An 18899-nucleotide genomic window follows, 5' to 3' on the forward strand; every position below is an offset into this window, starting at 1 on the left:
CTGCGGAAGGTCTTGGGATGCACGTATCAGACGGCCAGGGGTGGCGCATCACCATGGACACCTCGGGACCGATGCTCATTGCTCTGTACTTGCGCGATGTTGCTGGACTGGACGGTGCGGGAAGACCGAGCCTTTCCCACGCTGATCCCAAAGTCCGGCACGCAGACCACAGCCATCTCACATCGGATGTAGGCGGCATCAATGCCCTCAAGACCGAATGGGAAGCCTGGTGGGAGAGCCTGCTGAAGACCTACCCCAACCCGGTGTCTGAACTGGCGCCGCCAAGCTTCAAGGCCTTCGGTAACTCCCCGGCCCTCCAGCGGGTCCTTCAGGCCCATTTCGGTTCGGCCTTGGGTTGGGCCACGGACAGGATCGACGAGTACGCACACCTTGAAGCCGAGCGTGAAGCCAATGGCATGACGCTGCTCCTCAACGAGATGGTGGAGGACAGGCTGCTGGAAGTTGGGCGCAGCTCCCGGGATTTTGATCTCACCATTATTGAGTTGCCGCTCAACGAGCCCCGTGCCTGGTACCTGGAGCCCGACACCATGATCATGAGCCACCGGCTGATGTCCGAGCCCGATGCCTTCCGTAGTTACGTCCAACCCGTGGTGGAGATGCTCGCCTGACTCACATGGAAGCCTGACTTACGTGGAAGCCTGACTCACGTGGAAGGCGCCGAGACCGTGATCGTGACGGTGTCCGAGGGGGAAGCAGCAGCGTGCCAGCCATCGCGTTTTTCCCGGTTCCAGGTCTGGCCAGCCACGTCCACCTGCGTGACGGAAAGGGCCTTGGCATTTGCCACGGCCCAATGCGCCACAGCCCATGCCTGCGTTCCCGTGATGTCGAGCTGGACCGAGCGGCCCTGGACGGTGGCCGCCTGGGTGCCGAACGCCGTCGTGAGTTCATCGACGACGACGGAAGGGTCACCGGCCGCTTCGGGCATGCGCAGTTCGCAGTTCAGCGAGGACTCCGAGTGTCCTGTCAATGCGGATGCGAACGCCCGGCCCATGGGCTCATGTTGGGCGTAAGCGCGGGGAAAGGCTGAGCGTTGGACCGCCTGGGCGGCCTGGGTGATTTCCATGGTCTCGTAGCCAGGTATCTTCACCAGGCCGTCGTAGAAAGCGTTCGTAGCGTAGACGGGGTCCATGATCTGCGCCTCGGTGCCCCAGCCCTGGGAGGGCCTTTGCTGGAACAACCCGCGGGAATCCGGCCCGGCGTCGTCACCGTAGTTGATGTTGCGTAGCCTGGATTCCTGCATTGCGGTTGCCAGCGCAATGCTTGCCGCCCTGGGCGGCAGGCCACGCTTGACGGAGATGGCCGTGATGAGCGATGCGTTCGCGGACTGGTCCGTCGCGAGCTCGTGACTTTCAGAACCGACGACGGCGACGCAGCGCTCCGTGACCAGGGTCTCGGAGCGCTGCAGTACAGCGACGATCGCGTAGATGGCGCCTGCTACCAGGGCCAGGGCCAGCACCGCAACGATGGCGCGGCGGAACCGGCGCACGGATGTCCTCCTGCTAGTTGGCGTGAAGGGCTTCGTTCAGCTCCACCGTCTGGCCCTTGCGCGGAAGGACTTCCACGCCGCCGGTGGTGGAGTTGCGACGGAACAGCAGGTTGGGGACGCCGGAGAGTTCCACGGCCTTGATGATCTGGCTGGTGTCTTCGCCATTCTCGTCCTTGGGGCCCGGCACGCGGACGCGGGTTCCTGCGGTGACGTAGAGGCCGGCTTCCACCACGGAGTCATCGCCGATGCTGATGCCAACACCGGAGTTCGCACCCAGGAGTACGCGTTCTCCCAGGGAGATCTTTTCCTTGCCGCCACCTGAGAGCGTGCCCATGATCGAGGCGCCGCCGCCCACGTCCGTGCCGTCGCCGGCCACGACGCCTGCGGAGATGCGGCCCTCAACCATGGACGTGCCGAGGGTTCCGGCGTTGAAGTTCACGAAGCCTTCGTGCATGACGGTCGTGCCTTCGGCGAGGTGGGCACCGAGGCGGACGCGGTCGGCGTCGGCGATGCGCACTCCGGTGGGGACAACGTAGTCCACCATCCGCGGGAACTTGTCCACGCCGTAGACCACGACGTTGCCCCGCTTGCGCAGGCGGGCGCGGGTCAGTTCGAAGCCGTCAACGGCAGCCGGACCGAAGTTGGTCCAGACCACGTTGGGAAGCTTGCCGAAGACGCCGTCGAGGTTGATGCTGTTCGGCTTGACCAGGCGGTGGGAGAGCAGGTGCAGGCGCAGGTAGGCGTCGGCGGTGTCTGCCGGGGCGGCGTCGAGGTCGATCTGTGCGAAGACCACCTTCTGCTCGGTGCCACGGTCGGCGTCCTTGCCCTCTTCGGCCAAGGCAGTGAGTGCGGGGTCTGCGTTTTCGACGTCGCGCAGGGTCTCGGCAGCAACGCCAAGCGATGGTGCCGGGAACCAGACGTCCAGAACGGTTGCTTCCCCTGAGGCCGAAGTGGCTATGGTGGCGAGGCCGAATCCGTAAGCTGATCGATCGTTGGCGGGCGCGTTTGCGGGCGCAGCAGAAGAAGCAGTTTCAGTCATGGGCCAAGTCTATCCAGCAGGCGGAGGTCGGCTGAAACCCGTCTCATGCCGTAGGGGTCGCATTTGTTGGCATTAAGCTGAAGGGGTGACCCTGAACCCTGCTCCCGCCCTTCTTGACCTGCGCCAGGACGTTGCCCTTCTGACTGCCGCAATCATCGACTTCAACAGTGTCTCCGGCAACGAGACCGAACTGGCCGACGCCGTTGAGGCCGCCTTGCAAGCGATCGGCTCTTACACGGTGGTCCGCGACGGAGACGCCATCATCGCCCGCACGGAGCTTGGCCGCCCGGAACGCGTCATTCTCGCAGGACATCTGGACACTGTTCCGTTGCCCACAGTTGAGGGATCGTTGGGTACCGTCCCGGCAACCTGGGAATCGGGGACACCGGGGGAGGGCGTGCTTTATGGCCGCGGCACCACGGACATGAAGGGCGGCGTCGCGGTTCAGCTCGCGCTTGCGGCAACACTGTTCGACGCCGGGCGGCAGCCGGACAAGGATGTCACCTTCGTCTTTTACGACCACGAGGAAGTGGAAGCGGTCAAGAGCGGCCTGGGCAGGCTGGTACGAAACCACGGGGAGCTGCTGACGGGCGACTTCGCGATTCTCCTTGAGCCGACGCACGGCACAGTCGAAGGCGGGTGCAACGGAACCAGCCGCTTCGAGGCCACCACGGTGGGCGAAACCGCCCACTCCGCACGGGCATGGATGGGCGTCAACGCCATCCACGCTGCCGCCCCGATCCTGGAACGGTTGGCCGCCTACGAGCCAAGGACCATCAACGTGGACGGCCTCGACTACCGCGAAAGCCTTAACGCCGTGAAAATCAACGGCGGGACCGCCGGCAACGTGATCCCGGACCGCTGCGTCGTGGAGATCAACTACCGCTTCGCCCCGGACAAGACACCCGATGAAGCAGAAGCCCACGTCCGTGAACTCCTCGAGGGTTTCGACGTCGTCCGGACCGACGCCGCTGCCGGCGCGCGCCCCGGATTGAACCACCCTGCTGCCGCGTCCTTCGTGGCCGCCGTGGGTGCCGAGCCCAAGCCCAAATACGGCTGGACCGACGTCGCGCGTTTCAGCGAGCTGGGAATCCCGGCGGTGAACTTCGGTCCCGGCGATCCGCTGCTGGCGCACAAAGACAACGAACACGTCGACGCCGATGCCATCCGTGAGTGCCTGCGTGCACTGCGGACGTGGCTGGCGCCGTAGTCCGGGGTCTCCGCACAACGAAAAGAAGGTCCGCAGCCGGGTTGGCTGCGGACCTTCTTTCTGTTGCGGGTCTACTTCTTGTCCGGACCCTCTACCGAATCCTTGGCAAGGGGGTCGTTTCCGCCCACCATGAGGCCGGTGCGGAGGCTCGGTGCAGCCACACCGCCGGCGGCTTTCTTGGAACCGCGGCGTTCGATCATGATCGCGATCCGGGACACCGTGAGGTTGATCAGGATGTAGATGGCAGCGCCTACAAAGAATGCCGGGAAGAGGAAATCCGGGCCAAGGAAGTCTGCCATGATCTGGATCTTCCGCAGGAGTTCTTCATAGCCAACGATGTAGCCGAGCGAGGTGTCCTTGAGCAGTACCACCAGCTGCGCCACCAAGGACGGAAGCATGCGCCGCACTGCCTGGGGGAACTCGATGGACATCCGCGACTGGAAGCTACGCAAGCCTATGGCCAGGCCGGCTTCACGCTGTCCCTTGGGGAGGGACTGGATGCCGGCGCGCAAGATTTCAGCAAAGATGGCGGCGTTGTAGAGGGTCAGGCCCACCACTACGGCCTGGAACTGGCCTGTGGCAAACACCAGCAGGATGAACAACATCATGAGGACCACGGGCATGCCGCGGAGGAACTCAAGAACCACCTGCGTAGGAATCCTGACCCAGGCGATCAGGGAGATGCGCAGCAAACAGAGCGCGATTCCCAGTGGGAAGGCGATGACGGCTGCGACGGCTGCCGCTGCCAGCGTGGAAAGGATGCCTTGACCGATCAGGTTCCAAACATCCGGCGCCATAGGACCGTAGAAGATCTCCCAACGGTCGGCGTCGAAAATCCCTTGCTGCGCCAGGGTTGTGACGGCTATGGCCAGGACACCGAGGATGATCAGGATTCCTGCCGCGGAACCGATGAGCGAGTAAAGGCGGGCCTTGGGCCCGGGCACGTCGTACAGGACCGAGGTCATCGGGCAATCGCCACCTTTCGTTCAACAAAGTGCGCCAACAGGCCCAACGGAACCGTGATCAAGAGGTAGAAGAAGGCCACCCCGAGGAGGATCCAGAGGACTTGGTCGCCGTAGTCGTTGGAGAGCTTGCGGCCGTAACCAAAAAGCTCCAGGACGAAGAACGCGCCGGCTACCGAGGAATTCTTCACCAGAGCGATCAGGATGTTGATCAGCGGGGGGATGACGGTACGCACGGCCTGGGGAAGGACAATGAAGCCCAGGACCTGGGTAAAGGTCATGCCGATACTGCGGGCAGCTTCGGCCTGACCTACTGGCACGCTGTTGACACCGGAACGGACGGCTTCGGCGATGAAGGCGGCCGTGTAACTGCTCAGCGCAATGATGGCGGCAACTTCGAACTGTTCGAACTTGACGCCCAGCCGGGGGAGAACGATGGCTGCGAAGAAGAAAATGATGGTCAACGGGGTGTTACGGGCTACTTCAACATAGAACATGCTGAAGCCGCGGAGTGCTGCCACGGGGGAAACCCTCATGGCCGCCAGGAGTGTGCCGACAATGAGGGCAATGATTCCTGAAATTACGGAGAGATACAGGGTTCGGAGAAATCCGTCCCAGTATTCGGGGAGGCTTGCTATGACGGCGTCCATGGCTTCCTTTGGCTGCAGCTAATCAGGGAACTGGGTCCTGGAGTCGTCAACTGCCGCCGCCAGGCGGGCGGCGGCAGTCAACGGATCCCGACTAGTAGCGGTTGATCGCAGGCAGTTCAGGAGTGGTCTTGATGACCTTGCCCGCAGTGGCTTCCCAAGCCTTCTTGTAATCGCCGTCCTTCTGGAGGGCCTCAAGCTGGTCGTTGATCCAGTTGCGGAAGACTGTGTCGTCCTTCTTCAGGCCGATGCCGTAGGGCTCCTTGGTAAAGGTTTCGTCCGAAGCAAGCTTGAAGGCGTCCGGTTCCTTGTCCACATAGCCTGCGAGGATGACGTTGTCCGTGGTGACGGCAACTACCTGCTTGTTGCGCAGCGGCTCCAGGCAAGCGGTGTAGGTGGCCGCAGGCACAACCTCGGCGCCGTACTTCTCGGCGATCGTCTTGGCCGGGGTGGAACCAGTCACGGAGCAGACCTTCTTGCCCTTGACGTCTTCAGGCTTGGTGATGGAGTTGTCGTCCTTGTTCACCAGAAGCGCCTGGCCTGCATCGTAGTACGGACCTGCGAAAGAGACCTTTTCTTTACGCGCGTCATTGATGGTGTACGTAGCGATCACCAGGTCCACGCGACCTTGCTCGATGAACGATTCGCGGTTCTGGGAGACAGTCTCCACCCATTCGATCTTGTCAGCGGGAATACCCAGCTTGGCGGCGATTGCCTTGCCCATTTCAACGTCGAAACCGACAGGCTTGCCATCAAGGCCCTTCTGGCCGAAGAGCGGCTGGTCGAACTTGGTGCCGATGGTGATCTTCTGCGCCTTGTTCAGCTTCTCCATAGTGGTGCCGGCGTCGAAGGTCGCCGAAGCGACAGGGGGAGTGGTGGAGCTTCCGCCGCCGCCACAGGCGCTCAGCGAGAGGGCAAGAGCAGCAGACGCTGCCACCAGGAGTGTCTTCCTCCGGGTAATAAAAGCCTTCATGACATTCCTTTCATTGGTTGGCCGTCGTACGGCCTGGGTGCGGTCTCTACGGCCGGGGGTGCGGGCTGTAAGGAGCTAGTGGGTCAAAAGCTTGGACAGGAAGTCCTTGGCGCGGTCGCTCTTAGGGTTGGTGAAGAACTCCTCCGGAGTTGCATCCTCCACGATCTGGCCGTCGGCCATGAACACCACGCGGTCAGCGGCCTTGCGGGCAAAGCCCATCTCGTGGGTTACCACGATCATGGTCATGCCTTCCTTGGCCAGCTGGATCATGACGTCCAGGACTTCGTTGATCATTTCGGGGTCCAACGCGGACGTCGGCTCGTCGAACAGCATCACCTTGGGCTTCATGGCGAGGGCGCGGGCGATCGCCACACGCTGCTGCTGTCCACCCGACAGCTGGGCAGGAAGCTTCGGAGCCTGGTGCCCGACGCCGACACGCTCAAGGAGCGCCATGGCTTCCTTGTCCGCGGTTCCCTTGGCAACCTTCTTGACCTTGATCGGCCCAAGAGTGACGTTCTCAAGAATCGTCTTATGGGCGAACAGGTTGAAGGACTGGAAGACCATTCCGACGTCGGCCCGCAGGTGGGCGAGGTCCTTGCCTTCTTCGGGAAGCTTCTTCCCGTCGATGGCGATATCGCCGTCGTCGATCGTTTCCAAACGGTTGATCGCACGGCACAGCGTGGACTTACCGGACCCGGAGGGTCCGATAACTACCACGACTTCGCCCTTCCGAACCTGGAGGTTGATGTCTTTGAGGACGTGCAATTGACCGTAGTGCTTGTTGACGCCGTTCAGGGAGACGAGGGCATCGCCGGACGCTTGAGTAGTCATACGAAGAATCTAGCGAACAAAGAAGCAAATATGACCACGGTCACGGCAACTTCCTGAAGATCGTGACTGAACAGAAACCTGCTCCCCAGCTATATACCAGACTGCAATGCAAGTAGTGGGTCGCTGCGATGGAGCCGGCGTCCATAAGCGCTAGCCTTGGGCAATGAGCATCAGCCAGCACTCAATTCCCAACCCGGATGCCAACGGCCACGGCAGGACCACCCACGTGCCACTGCCTTCGGAGATAGCACCCGCCAAGCACAAAGGCTCCCTGGAGCTGCGGCGCAAACAGGCGGATACGGGAATGTCGGACCAGCATCTGCTGGATACCAGTGGTGCCGGGCAGTTCATCCATACCGATCCTTGGCGCGTCCTGCGGATCCAAAGCGAGTTCGTGGAAGGCTTCGGAGCCCTGGCCGACCTTGGCCCCGCCGTCAGTGTTTTCGGTTCTGCCCGCACCAAGCCCGGCACCGAGTATTACGAGATGGCCGTGGAGGTGGGGCGCAAACTGGCAGAGTCCGGAGTTGCCGTCATTACCGGCGGCGGACCCGGTTCCATGGAGGCCGCGAACAAGGGCGCCGTTGAGGGCAACGGGGTCTCCGTTGGCCTGGGAATCGAACTGCCTTTCGAGCAGGGGCTCAACCAATGGGTGGACCTGGGCATCAACTTCAGGTACTTCTTTGCCCGCAAGACCATGTTCGTCAAATATGCGCAGGGCTTTGTGGTCCTGCCGGGTGGACTTGGGACCCTTGACGAGCTTTTTGAAGCCATGGTCCTGGTGCAAACCCGAAAGGTGACCTCCTTCCCGATCGTCCTGCTGGGTGTTCGGTTCTGGGGTCCCATGATCGAGTGGATCAGGGAAACCCTGGTAGCGGAGGGCATGGTGTCCGAAAAGGACCTCGACTTGATCCAGTTGGTGGATGACCCGGCCGACGCCGTCCACCGGGTGTTGCACGGGGCTCCGCTTCCCACGCCAACGGGAGAACAGCGCCCTGAGTAGCACAGTGTTTCTGGCACGATGGACCTTGTGAGCATTTTCCTGGTATTCCTCGCGATTGTCCTGGTCGGCGCGGCGCTGTATCTCGGCGCCGGGATCGCCCGGGGGCGTACGTTGGGGACGGGTCTCGACGACCCCGTTCCCAACCTGCCTCCTGTGCTGTTGCCGGCGGAGGCCCAGCCGTCCGACGTCGATTCCCTGCGCTTTGCGCTGGGCTTGCGCGGTTACCGCATGGACCAGGTGGACCAGGTCCTCGATGACCTCAAGGAACAGTTGCGGGCCAAGGACCTGGAAATTGAGAGACTCGGTGCGCTGGCGCGGCAGAAGCCCGGGAACAGCGAAGCCGGCCGGACCCAACAGTGACTGCTCCCGCGCAGGCCCGCACCGGCGAGGGACCCGCGGCACGGCTCTCCCGTGCCGTAGCGGACGCGGGGTCAAGGATGTCCGGATGGCCCTGGTGGCTCCAGGTTTCGCTGGTCTTCGTTGCTGCGCGCCTGGTGAGCGCCTGCATCTTCATGGCTGCCGCACTTCAGCAGGGAACCAGCCCATGGTTCCCGCCCGCGCCCGACTACTGGAACTTCATCACGATCTGGGATGGCCGCTGGTACCAGCAAGCTGCCGATAACGGCTACCCCTCGGTCCTGCCTGTAGATGCCAACGGGGTGGTCAAGGAGAACGCCTGGGCCTTCTACGCACTGTTCCCGTTCCTGGGCCGTGGACTCGCGGCCATGACCGGTCTTGGCACCTTGCAGGCCCTCACGGTTATCGCGATGCTGGCCGGGCTGGGCGCGGCATTGGTGATCTTCAAGCTCTTCCGAGAATTCGCAGGGAAGCGCACGGCCATCTGGGGCGTCGTTTTCGTTTCCACGTTCCCGGTATCACCCATTCTTCAAGTGCCTTACGCAGAGTCTCTGAACCTGCTGCTGCTTGCCGCGTCCTTGCTCCTGGTGGTCAGGCGGCGCTATCTGACAGCCATCCCCGTTGTCCTGGTGATGTGCCTGTCCAGGCCTACAGGAGTGCCGTTCGCCGCCATGGTGGGTTTGCTCTTGCTCTGGCGGCTCTGGGAGCGGTTCAGGCGGCTTCCCTCCACTTCGCCGTCTTCCACCCGCAGCCTGCTCTCACTAGGTGCGCTGGTGGTGGCAACGGGAATCGGAGCCCTTGCCTGGCCGGCCATAGCCTGGGCGGTGACCGGGGACCCCGCAGCATACACACGGACTGAAACTGCCTGGCGCGGACATGACCTGGTGCCCTTCAAACCGTGGTTCGACACCGGCCGGATGCTGTTCGGTCCAGTGCTCGGTGTCCTTGCCCCCTTTGTCTTCACCGGCCTCTTCGTGCTGGTCATGATGTCCGCTCCTGTGCGGGCCCTGGGGACGGAACTGCGACTGTGGTGCACCTGCTACATGGGCTACCTCCTGGTTTTCCTGCACCCGCAGACGAGCACCTTCCGGATGCTCCTGCCGTTGTTCCCCCTTGCCCTTGGGGTGGCCGGGTTGTCGAAGTCCAAGGCGTACCGGGGGACCGTGGTGGTGATGTTCGTCCTCCTCCAAATTGTCTGGGTCGTGTGGCTCTGGGCTTGGGCCCAACTGCCTGGAGGCGGCGACTATCCGCCCTGACGTGGACCTTTGTCCGCCAACGCGAATATGTACAAAGCCCGGACAAAAGGGCCGTTGATTTCGCTACGGGCGGGTAAGTACGGGATAATGGACCAAGAGCAAGGACAAAGCACCTAACAGTGCCCGGCCATGGCGGCCTCCCAAGCGGTGCCGCCGGCTGCAATTGCGATGCGGATCCAGCCCGGCCGGGTTGGGCGTGACTTGGGACAAATGGAGGGGATTTTCCTAATGGCGGCTATGAAACCACGGACTGGCGACGGCCCTATGGAAGTTACCAAAGAGGGACGCAGCCTCATCATGCGTGTGCCGCTCGAAGGTGGCGGACGGCTTGTGGTCGAGCTCAATGCCGCCGAAGCGGAAAACCTCAAGGAATGCCTCGTAGGTGTGACCGAATAGAGTTGCAAAGCAGGGCCCGGCGTTAGCTGGAGCCCTGCTTTTGTTTAACCCCTCGGACGGCCTCCGGTAGTTACGCGGACAGGCTACTTCTTGACTGCTACCAAAAGCCCGTCGCCGGTGGGCAGCATTGCGGACGCCAGCCGGTCGTCGTCGCGGATTGCCTTGCCGATCTGGCGCAACACCACGGTGGTGGAGTCCCGCGCTGCCGGATTGGAGACGCGGTCCTTGTCCAGGGCGTCGTTGATTACCAGCGTGCCTCCGGACTTCAGCAAGCGGATGGCCTGCTCCACATACTTGGGGAAGTTGGGCTTGTCGGCGTCGATGAACACGAGGTCGTAGGCCGAGTCGGTCAGTCGCGGCAGGACATCGGCGGCGCGACCGGAGATGGTGCGGGTCCTGTTGGCCGGGCTGCCGGATTCGAGGAAGGCTTCCCTTGCGGCCTTAAGGTGTTCAACGTCGACGTCGATGGTGGTCAAGACGGCCTGGGGGCTCAAACCGCGTAGCAGGCAAACGCCGGACACTCCGGCTCCGGAACCAACTTCCACCACTGTCTGAGCCTTGGACGCCGCGGCAAGCACCGTCAGGACGGCACCTACACCCGGGCTGATGGGCGTTACACCCAACTCAAACGAACGCTCGCGGGCGCGCAACATGACGTCATCCTCAGCCGGCAGATCTTCTGCGTAGGACCAGCTGCTTGACTTGTCGGCACTCATGAAGGGGTTCGCTTTCCGCGGGTAGGGGTGTTTGTACCAGACTACTGTGTCCGTCCCGGTAATCCGCTGTTGGGAAACGCCCAGGCACTGTGTCCGCGCATGTTTTCAGCCTTGCGGGAAAAATGGCGTCCAGTCAGGAAATTCCCAGACAAACTTGGGATGATATTGCTCCGGTCATCCATGAGGTGGGCGGCACCGAATAATCGGTGAACCACAGTTTGAGGGGAGTGGACGATGCCGGCATCCCATGCTGCGCCAGTCCTGACATCGGAAAGCCTTGAGGCCGCTACTGACTGGGTCATGCCCAGCTGGGAGGAAGTGGTTTCCAACCACTCCGCCAAGGTATATCGCCTCGCCTATCGCCTGACCGGCAACAAGTTCGACGCCGAAGACCTCACCCAGGAAGTTTTCGTGAGGGTCTTCCGCTCGCTGGAGAACTTCAAGCCGGGAACACTGGACGGTTGGCTGCACCGCATCACCACCAACCTGTTCCTGGACCAGGCCCGACGCAAGAGCCGGATCCGCTTCGATGCGCTGGCCGAGGATGCGGAATCACGACTACCCGGCCGCGAGCCCGGTCCTGAACAGAGCTTCGAACACAACAATCTCGATCTCGACGTCCAGCGTGCGCTGGAGGAACTCCCGCCCGACTTCCGCGCCGCCGTCGTTCTGTGCGATCTTGAAGGACTTTCCTACGACGAAGTCGCAGAGGCCCTTGGCGTGAAGCTCGGGACCGTGAGGTCCCGCATCCACCGCGGCCGGACCATGCTGCGCGAGAAACTGGCCCACCGTGACCCGCGTCCTGCCGAGGCCCGCAAGCCGCGCTTGAAGATGCCTCGCATCGCCAGCATCCTTTAGGTTGTCGATGCCCCGACGTCCTCACCGCCCGGGAGTTTCGTCCCGGCGTAAGTTGGCTTCGCTGCGCCATACCCGGAGCCCGGAGCATGTGCAGGAATGCGTGAAATGCCGTGCTCTCCTGCGCCAGGAGCGGCAGTACATCGAACGCCTGCGCTCTGCTGCCGTTCCTGAAGCGAGCCAGGATCTCGCGGCGAGGTTGATCCAGCACACCGAACGGCTTGCCAACCACCCCTCGCAGCCCTTTGACGAGCCGTCCCGGAGCGGGGTCCGTCGCGGTCTGCGGATCACGGCCATCGCTGCCGGCACCTTGGCGGTTTCCGCCGGTGCGCTGGCTGGGTCGGCATACATTGTGGCTGGCGATGAGGCCCCGCAGGCTTTTGTAGAAACGAACGACGCCGGCGTCCTCGCCGGTGCCTGGACGGGCGGGCAAGCGGAGTCCGCCGTGGCACCGGCCTTCAAGGCTGGCTCCACCATCACCCTCAGTGCCGCCCAGCTGGAGGCACTCAGGGACGAGGGTTGGGCCTGCCCGGAGCTGGCCGGAATGGGCTTCCGCATTGTCTCTGCCCAGGCCACCATGGTCCACGGCCACCCCGCCGTTGAATTGAGTCTTGAGAGCAACGGTCACTTCGCCACCATTGTGGAGGAACACCGCCCAGCGGATCAGAATGTTCCAGGACAGTCGACGTCCGGGCAGCTCTCCGTCACGCAGGGGACGCCCTGGAAAGCCGTGTACTCCACTCCGGCGGCCGTGATCAGTTATTCTTCCGATCTCCCTGCAGAGAGCGCCGATGACGCCGTTCCGGAAATAGTACGGGCCGGCGAGTCCGTGCCTGAGGCTCCCAGCCCCGAGGGATCCGAGTCCTGGTACCCACGGTTGCTCCGCGGCCTTCAGACCCTCCTTCGCCCCGCTGGTTTATGAGCGGCACCACAGACAAGGTAATCTTCGTAGCGTGCTTGGAATCAACGGCCCGGAGTTCATACTCCTTCTGATTATCGGCGTACTCGTCATCGGTCCCAGCCGTTTGCCCGAATACACTCAAAAGCTCGCCAACCTGGTCAAGGAAGTGCGGCGGATGGCTTCCGGCGCCCGCGAGCAGATCAAAGAAGAAGTCGGCATCGACATTGATGAAGTCGACTGGAAGAAATACGACCCCCGCCAGTACGATCCCCGGCGCATCATCAAGGATGCCCTGCTGGACGACGACACCAAACCTGTCAGCGCAGGGGCTCCAGTTGCCGCGGCCACGGCTGCGGTTGCCGCCGACACCAAGCCCAAGGCGCCTGTCCGCGTGATCGAGAGGCTCGCAGAAGGCGAAGCCGCTCCCTTCGACACCGAAGCCACCTAGGGACGCCGGCCGCACGCCTCCTAGGGACGCCGGCCGCACGCCTCCTAGGGACGCCGGCCGCACGCCTCCTAGCGAGGCTCGATCCCCAACGACATTCCGGACAGTCCACGGGGCCGTGAGGCCAGTGTCGAAGCGATGCCTTCCATGGCCTTCGCAGCCGCGGAGTCGGGAGCCGCCAAGACCACGGGCGTACCCGCGTCGCCGCCTTCACGCAAGCGGATATCCAAGGGGATCTGTCCCAGCAGCGGAACGTCGCTGCCTACGCTGGCGCTCAGCCGCGCAGCCAGGATGGCACCTCCGCCACTTCCAAACAGTTCCATGCGGCCGCCGTCGGGCATTTCCAGGAAGGACATGTTCTCAATCACGCCAGCCACCTTCTGACCGGTCTGCGTGGCGATGGTTCCGGCGCGCTCAGCGACGTCCGCAGCTGCCGCCTGCGGGGTGGTAACCACCAGGATCTCCGCGTTGGGCAGCAGCTGCGCCACTGAGATGGCGATGTCGCCGGTGCCCGGAGGCAGGTCCAGGAAGAGGGCATCAAGATCACCAAAATAGACATCGGTGAGGAACTGTTCCAAAGCGCGGTGCAACATGGGACCCCGCCAGGCTACCGGCTGGTTGCCGTCAACGAACATACCGATGGAAATGACTTTCACGCCGTAAGCCACAGGCGGCAGGATCATGTCATCCACCTGGGTTGGCTTCTGGGTGATGCCCATCAGGGCCGGCACGGAGAACCCATGGACGTCCGCGTCCACAATGCCCACACGAAGTCCCTGGGCAGCCAGTGCGGTGGCCAGGTTCACGGTGACGGACGACTTGCCCACGCCACCCTTTCCACTGGCAACCGCGTAGACCTTGGTCAAAGACCCGGGCTTGGTGAAGGGAATGCCGCGTTGGCCGCCCGGACCCCTGAGTTGTTCCTTGAGGGCATCGCGCTGGGCAGGCGTCATGACCTTCAGCTCGACGTCGACGCCTGCAACGCCGTTCACGCGCATCAGGGCGTCGGTGGCGTCCTGGGTGATGGTTTCGCGCAGCGGACATCCTGCAATCGTCAGCAGAACGGCAACGTGCACGGTGCCGTCATCGGCGGCAGAGACCGATTCCACCATTCCAAGTTCCGTGATGGGGCGTCGGAGCTCGGGATCAATAACCGTTGCCAGGGCAGCCTGCAGCGCCTCGGCAGTTGCGGTGCTCATAACGTTCAGGCCCGGCTTTCAGGGTTGTCAGTGGACGGTTTGGCGGTGGAATGCTGGGGGCCGGCGGCGCGGGGCGGGCGCACTTTGGGGATTTGCTGCGTTCGCGGGCCACGCGATTTGTCCCGCTTCTCTTTGAGTTTTTCCTTGACCTTTTCGCCGGCCGATTCGCTGCCATCGGAGGAGGTTTCGCTCTCGCGGAGTTCTTCCTGGGCGTCGATGATGTCTTCAAGCAGGCTGCGGAGCTCGGCGCGGACGTAGTCGCGGGTAGCCACTTCGCGCAGGGCGATGCGGAGCGAGGCGAGCTCCCGGGTGAGGTACTCGGTGTCGGAGAGGTTGCGTTCAGCGCGCTGGCGGTCCTGCTGAAGCGAGACACGGTCCCGGTCATCCTGACGGTTCTGGGCCAGCAGCAGCAGCGGTGCGGCATACGATGCCTGGAGCGACAACATCAGCGTCAGCAGAGTGAACCCGAGCTCCATGCGGTCGAATTGCCACTCCGTGGGCGCGAAGGAGTTCCAGGCCAGCCAGAACACGCAAAACACCGTCATGTAGACGAGGAAAGTCGGCGTACCCATGAAACGGGCAAAACCCTCTGTTGCGTTTCCGAAGGCGTCAGGGTTGGGGGAGAACTTGGGAAGGATCCGTTGACGACCGCTCAGTGGCGTATCCAGGCTGCTGCCCTGGCGTGCTGTGTTCCTGGGGGATCGGGTGGCGTTGATGTCAGCCAATGCGGCCTCCAAGTTTCCTTATAGGGGCATCGTCCTCGTGGGCGCGCCAATCATCCGGTAACAAGTGATCCAGCACGTCATCAACAGTCACCGCCCCCACAAGGCGGCCGTCGTCGTCCACGACTGGAAGCGAATTCAGGTTGTACGTGGCCAGGGTACGGGCCACCTCGCTGATGTGGGCCTGGTCTGAAAGGGGCTCCAGGTTCTTGTCGACGAGATTGCCCAGCGGCTCCGGCGGAGGGAAGCGCAGCAGCTGTTGTATGTGCACCACTCCGAGGAACCGCCCTGTGGGTGTTTCCAAGGGCGGGCGGGCGATGAAAATGGACGAGGCCAAGGCCGGCGAGAGTTCCTCGCGCCGAACGTGGGCCAGAGCCTCCGCCACAGTGGCTTCGGGCGGGAGGATCACCGGAACAGGGGTCATCAAGCCACCGGCGGTGTCTTCGTCGTACTCAAGGAGACGGCGGACGTCTTCAGCTTCCTGGGGTTCCATCAGCTGCAGCAGTTCTTCCGCCTGGGCCGAAGGCAGCTCTGCCAGGAGGTCGGCGGCGTCGTCCGGGTCCATCTCCTCGAGGACGTCGGCCGCGCGTTCCACATCCAACGCCGAAAGGATGGTGACCTGGTCGTCCTCCGGAAGCTCCTGGAGGACATCGGCGAGCCGCTCGTCCTGAAGCTCGCTGGCTACTTCAAAGCGCCGCTTGTCGCTCATTTCCTGCAGGGCTTCTGCGAAGTCGGCAGGCTTGAGGTCTTCGTGGGTGGCAACGAACTGGGTAGCCGCCTGGGGCTCGTTGTGGCCTCCGGTCTGGGCGTCGGCCCAATCAATGATCAGGGTCTCGTTCCGGCGGAGCCTGCTTAGCGGGGAAAGCGAGTGTCCACGGCGCACGAACAGCTTGCTGACGAACCAGTCCTTGGACCGGTGCTGGTCCATGGCGATATCTTCAATGGTGGCGTCTCCACTGCCATCGGCGAGCGTTACGCGGCGGTCGAACATTTCGGCCACCACCAGCGTTTCGGCACCGCGCTGCTCGAAGCGGCGCAGGTTTACCAGCCCGGTGCAGATGATCTGGGTCTGGTCGATGGAAGTAATGCGCGTCATGGGAACAAAGACCCGTTTCTTGCCCGGGACTTCGACGACGATGCCAACTACGTGGGGCGCGCCGCGGGTTCCACGGGAGAGCACCACGACGTCCCGCAACCGGCCCAGACGATCGCCCAGGGGGTCGAAGACGTCCAAGCCCAGAAGGCGCGCCACAAAGACGCGTGAAGGATGTGTGCTCATGTTTACAGGCTACCGAGTCTGCTCTCTTTTAGCTGAATTCCAGCCGCTTCACATGTCCATGGGACACAATGGGGCTATGTCTAACATTTTTGGTGCTCCCAAAGCCATTGAGGAATCCCGCAGCGTGCCCCAAGGCGACACCGTGGGTTCGTATACCTCTTATTTGGATGCCCAGAAGGCGGTGGACTACCTTGCGGACCAGCAGTTCCCGGTCCAGCTGGTGTCGATCGTGGGCAACGACCTCAAAATGGTGGAGCGGGTCACCGGACGCCTGAGCTACCCGAGGGTGGCATTGTCCGGGGCCTTGAGCGGTATGTGGTTCGGCCTTTTCGTCGGCGTCATGCTCTCCTTCTTCACCCCGGCGGGCGGTCCGTTCTCCATCATCACTTCCGTCCTGATGGGCGCAGCCTTCTTTATGTTGTTCGGCATCGTGACGTACGCAACGCAGCGCGGCAAGCGAGACTTCACGTCCACCAGCCAGGTTGTAGCCACGAACTACGACGTCATCGTTGCCCGGGAAGCAGCCCATGAAGCTCGCCGCCTGCTCCAGCAACTGCCGATGAATACCTCGCAGGCCGCCACGCACCAGAGCGGCAACTACACGCCGCAGAATCCTCCCTTCCAGCAGCCGGGCCAAGCTCCGGAGCGCCCCGCCACCTGGAACGACCCCTACGGCCAGCGCGCTGCCGACCCCGTGGGCGCGGACGGCCAGGGTGCACCTTCCGGACACCAGCCTGTGCAGAACCCGACGCCGGCTGCTGTCCGTTACCCGGACCTCCCGGACGGCCGTCCGCAGTACGGGGTCAGGGTCACCGAAACACAGAATGACGCGCCGCAAAACCATGCGCCGCAGGACCATGCTTCACAGGACGAAGCCGCGCAGCACTCAGGCCATGAAGGCTCGTCCAAGCAATAGCGCACACAAGAAATAACAGGCACCAAAAAAGTGAAGGCCACCGGATCACCGGTGGCCTTCACTTTTGTTTGACTCGAAGTACGGGGATCAGCCCTGTGCTTCCTGGTAGATGCCTGCCATCCACGACTCGACGTCGTCGGCCTTGCGCGGCAGCGCGGCGCTGAGGTTGACGGGACCGTCGGCGGTCATAAGGATGTCGTCCTCGATCCGGACGCCAATCCCGCGGTATTCCTCCGGAATGGCCAGGTCCTCGTCCTTGAAGTAGAGGCCCGGCTCGATCGTGAAGACCATGCCCTCAGTGAGGATCCCGTCGAGGTACAGCTCCCGCTTGGCCTGGGCGCAGTCGTGGACATCAAGGCCCAGGTGGTGGCTGGTGCCGTGCGGCATCCAACGCCGGTGCTGCTGGCCCTCGGGGCTGATGGCTTCCTCGACCGAAACGGGCAACAGACCCCACTCCGCCAGGCGCTCGGCCAGAACGGTGGTGGCGGCGGTGTGGATGTCGCGGAACTTCACGCCCGGCTGCGCAGCGGCGAAACCGGCGTCGGCTGCATCCAGCACTGCCTCGTAGACTTTGCGCTGGACATCGGTGAAGCTACCGGTGGCCGGCAGCGTACGGGTGACATCGGCGGTGTAGAGGGAATCAGCTTCCACGCCGGCATCCAGGAGAAGCAGTTCGCCGGCGTTGACGGTTCCCGAGTTGCGCGTCCAGTGCAGCACCGTGGCATTGTTGCCGGACGCTGCAATGGTGTCGTATCCGAGCTCGTTGCCTTCCTCGCGGGCACGGGCAAAGAAGGCGCCCTCGACAACGCGCTCGCCGCGGGGGTGGGTCAACGCGCGGGGAAGGGCCCGGACGACGTCCGCGAAGCCTTCAACCGTGGCGTCGACCGCGATCTTCATCTGCTCGATTTCCCAATCGTCCTTGATGAGGCGCAGCTCGGAGAGGGCTTCACTGAGCTTTTCATCCAGGGCATCGAGTTCACCGAGGTCGAGGGTTTCGGGATCCTTGGCGGTGTTGTAGCGGGCGGTGTCCACCAGCGCATCAATGTTCTCGTCCACCTTGCGGACCAGGCGGATGGAGATGCCACCGATTTCGGGTGCTCCCACGTTTTTGGTGATTGCCATTTCCAGTTCGGCAATGTGTGCCGTGGGCAGGCCAAGGCGGGCTTCGAATTCCGCGAGTGTCGGACGGGCGCCGATCCAGAATTCGCCGGCGCGGGAGTCGGCGTAGAACTGTTCGGTATCGCGGCCGGCCAGCGGCCGGAAGTAAAGCGTGGCGGTGTGGTGACCGCCGTCGTCGCCCTTTCCTTCAGCAACCGGCTCAAGGATCAGCACTGCGTCTGGTTCGTGGTCCACGCCCAGGCCGGTAAGGTGCGCGAAGCCGGAGTGGGGCCGGAAACGGTAGTCGCAGTCGTTTGAGCGGACCTTCAGCGGACCGGCGGGGATGACAAGCCGTTCGCCTTTGAACAGTTCGGAAATGGTACGACGGCGGCGCGCGGCGTGGTCTGCAACGGCATCACGCGCAGGGGTTACCTGCGGGGCGGGAGCCCAATTGCTGGCCATGAATGCCTTGAAGGCATCGGAAGTGGGCCTTTGCGAGCGGTTGTTGACGCGCTCTTGCAGTGGCTGGGAGGACGAGTTCTGGGTGTTTTCGGCATCGTTCACCGTTACATCGTCCCACCAGTTCCTTG

General features: G+C 63.0%; 21 protein-coding genes. 10 read left to right on the plus strand and 11 right to left on the minus strand.

Going from position 1 to position 18899, the window contains the following annotated elements; translation table 11 throughout:
* The first annotated feature begins 17 nt into the window (after positions 1-17).
* A complete protein-coding gene (locus PJL15_RS12690; protein ID WP_281451500.1) occupies positions 18-629 on the plus strand; it encodes a hypothetical protein in 612 nt (203 codons plus the stop codon).
* 35 nt (positions 630-664) lie between these two features.
* On the opposite strand, the gene PJL15_RS12695 is transcribed toward PJL15_RS12690, so the two are convergent.
* Both PJL15_RS12695 and dapD read right to left on the minus strand, forming a co-directional pair.
* Positions 665-1507 (minus strand): hypothetical protein, encoded by an 843-nt coding sequence (locus tag PJL15_RS12695; protein WP_281451501.1) that lies wholly within the window; start codon positions 1505-1507, stop codon positions 665-667.
* A gap of 13 nt (positions 1508-1520) precedes the next feature.
* Entirely contained in the window at positions 1521-2546 is a 1026-nt protein-coding gene (gene dapD, locus PJL15_RS12700; RefSeq protein ID WP_281451502.1) for a 2,3,4,5-tetrahydropyridine-2,6-dicarboxylate N-succinyltransferase, read from the minus strand.
* A gap of 85 nt (positions 2547-2631) precedes the next feature.
* Between dapD and dapE the strand changes: the two genes are divergently transcribed.
* Positions 2632-3756 carry a succinyl-diaminopimelate desuccinylase gene (gene dapE, locus PJL15_RS12705; protein ID WP_281451503.1) on the plus strand — a complete coding sequence of 375 codons (1125 nt, stop codon included), beginning with the start codon at positions 2632-2634 and terminating at the stop codon, positions 3754-3756.
* 71 nt (positions 3757-3827) lie between these two features.
* Here the strand turns inward: dapE and PJL15_RS12710 are convergent, their stop codons facing one another.
* The 4 genes from PJL15_RS12710 to PJL15_RS12725 form a co-directional block, all read right to left on the minus strand.
* Positions 3828-4721, minus strand: coding sequence for an amino acid ABC transporter permease (locus PJL15_RS12710; protein ID WP_281451504.1), 894 nt, complete (start codon positions 4719-4721; stop codon positions 3828-3830).
* Positions 4718-5368, minus strand: coding sequence for an amino acid ABC transporter permease (locus PJL15_RS12715; RefSeq protein ID WP_026539962.1), 651 nt, complete (start codon positions 5366-5368; stop codon positions 4718-4720). Before PJL15_RS12715 ends, PJL15_RS12710 begins: the two co-directional genes overlap by 4 nt.
* 91 nt (positions 5369-5459) lie before the next feature.
* Positions 5460-6338, minus strand: a complete 879-nt coding sequence (locus PJL15_RS12720) for a glutamate ABC transporter substrate-binding protein (RefSeq protein WP_281451505.1) — start codon at positions 6336-6338, stop codon at positions 5460-5462.
* Between the two features lie 75 nt (positions 6339-6413).
* Positions 6414-7169: an amino acid ABC transporter ATP-binding protein gene (locus tag PJL15_RS12725; RefSeq protein WP_018776543.1), complete on the minus strand. Its 756-nt coding sequence runs from the start codon at positions 7167-7169 to the stop codon at positions 6414-6416.
* Between the two features lie 163 nt (positions 7170-7332).
* On the opposite strand from PJL15_RS12725, the gene PJL15_RS12730 reads away from it, so the two are divergent.
* From PJL15_RS12730 to PJL15_RS12745, 4 genes are all read left to right on the plus strand, one after another.
* Complete coding sequence (locus PJL15_RS12730) at positions 7333-8169, plus strand: TIGR00730 family Rossman fold protein (protein WP_281451506.1); 837 nt, start codon at positions 7333-7335, stop codon at positions 8167-8169.
* Between the two features lie 18 nt (positions 8170-8187).
* On the plus strand, positions 8188-8529 hold the full coding sequence (locus PJL15_RS12735) for a DivIVA domain-containing protein (protein WP_281451507.1): 342 nt from the start codon (positions 8188-8190) through the stop codon (positions 8527-8529).
* Between the two features lie 77 nt (positions 8530-8606).
* Complete coding sequence (locus PJL15_RS12740; RefSeq protein WP_281451555.1) at positions 8607-9782, plus strand: hypothetical protein; 1176 nt, start codon at positions 8607-8609, stop codon at positions 9780-9782.
* Between the two features lie 228 nt (positions 9783-10010).
* Positions 10011-10178: a DUF3117 domain-containing protein gene (locus PJL15_RS12745; RefSeq protein ID WP_064721643.1), complete on the plus strand. Its 168-nt coding sequence runs from the start codon at positions 10011-10013 to the stop codon at positions 10176-10178.
* Positions 10179-10261: 83 nt separating this feature from the next.
* On the opposite strand, the gene PJL15_RS12750 is transcribed toward PJL15_RS12745, so the two are convergent.
* Positions 10262-10894 carry an O-methyltransferase gene (locus tag PJL15_RS12750; protein WP_281451508.1) on the minus strand — a complete coding sequence of 211 codons (633 nt, stop codon included), beginning with the start codon at positions 10892-10894 and terminating at the stop codon, positions 10262-10264.
* 234 nt (positions 10895-11128) lie between these two features.
* Here PJL15_RS12750 and sigE point away from each other — a divergent pair, with 234 nt between their 5' ends.
* The 3 genes from sigE to PJL15_RS12765 all read left to right on the plus strand — a co-directional run bounded on the left by sigE (position 11129) and on the right by PJL15_RS12765 (position 13098).
* Positions 11129-11752, plus strand: a complete 624-nt coding sequence (gene sigE, locus PJL15_RS12755) for an RNA polymerase sigma factor SigE (RefSeq protein WP_281451509.1) — start codon at positions 11129-11131, stop codon at positions 11750-11752.
* Between the two features lie 100 nt (positions 11753-11852).
* Complete coding sequence (locus PJL15_RS12760; RefSeq protein ID WP_281451510.1) at positions 11853-12671, plus strand: hypothetical protein; 819 nt, start codon at positions 11853-11855, stop codon at positions 12669-12671.
* A 31-nt stretch (positions 12672-12702) separates the two neighbouring features.
* A complete protein-coding gene (locus PJL15_RS12765) occupies positions 12703-13098 on the plus strand; it encodes a Sec-independent protein translocase TatB (RefSeq protein ID WP_281451511.1) in 396 nt (131 codons plus the stop codon).
* Positions 13099-13166: 68 nt separating this feature from the next.
* Here the strand turns inward: PJL15_RS12765 and PJL15_RS12770 are convergent, their stop codons facing one another.
* Genes PJL15_RS12770 through PJL15_RS12780 form a run of 3 tightly spaced genes read right to left on the minus strand, consistent with a single transcriptional unit; the run spans position 13167 to position 16295 of the window.
* Positions 13167-14294 (minus strand): Mrp/NBP35 family ATP-binding protein, encoded by a 1128-nt coding sequence (locus PJL15_RS12770; protein WP_281451512.1) that lies wholly within the window; start codon positions 14292-14294, stop codon positions 13167-13169.
* A gap of 5 nt (positions 14295-14299) precedes the next feature.
* A complete protein-coding gene (locus PJL15_RS12775) occupies positions 14300-15031 on the minus strand; it encodes a DUF1003 domain-containing protein (RefSeq protein ID WP_281451513.1) in 732 nt (243 codons plus the stop codon).
* Positions 15012-16295, minus strand: coding sequence for a magnesium transporter MgtE N-terminal domain-containing protein (locus tag PJL15_RS12780; RefSeq protein WP_026266967.1), 1284 nt, complete (start codon positions 16293-16295; stop codon positions 15012-15014). The genes PJL15_RS12775 and PJL15_RS12780 overlap by 20 nt, the downstream gene beginning before the upstream one ends.
* Before the next feature lie 76 nt (positions 16296-16371).
* On the opposite strand from PJL15_RS12780, the gene PJL15_RS12785 reads away from it, so the two are divergent.
* On the plus strand, positions 16372-17211 hold the full coding sequence (locus PJL15_RS12785) for a general stress protein (protein WP_281451514.1): 840 nt from the start codon (positions 16372-16374) through the stop codon (positions 17209-17211).
* A gap of 87 nt (positions 17212-17298) precedes the next feature.
* Here PJL15_RS12785 and PJL15_RS12790 read toward each other — a convergent pair whose 3' ends face one another.
* Positions 17299-18873, minus strand: a complete 1575-nt coding sequence (locus tag PJL15_RS12790; protein ID WP_281451515.1) for an aminopeptidase P family protein — start codon at positions 18871-18873, stop codon at positions 17299-17301.
* Positions 18874-18899: the final 26 nt, after the last annotated feature.

The sequence above is a fragment of the Paenarthrobacter nitroguajacolicus genome (assembly GCF_029952445.1).
Lineage (GTDB): Bacteria > Actinomycetota > Actinomycetes > Actinomycetales > Micrococcaceae > Arthrobacter > Arthrobacter nitroguajacolicus_B.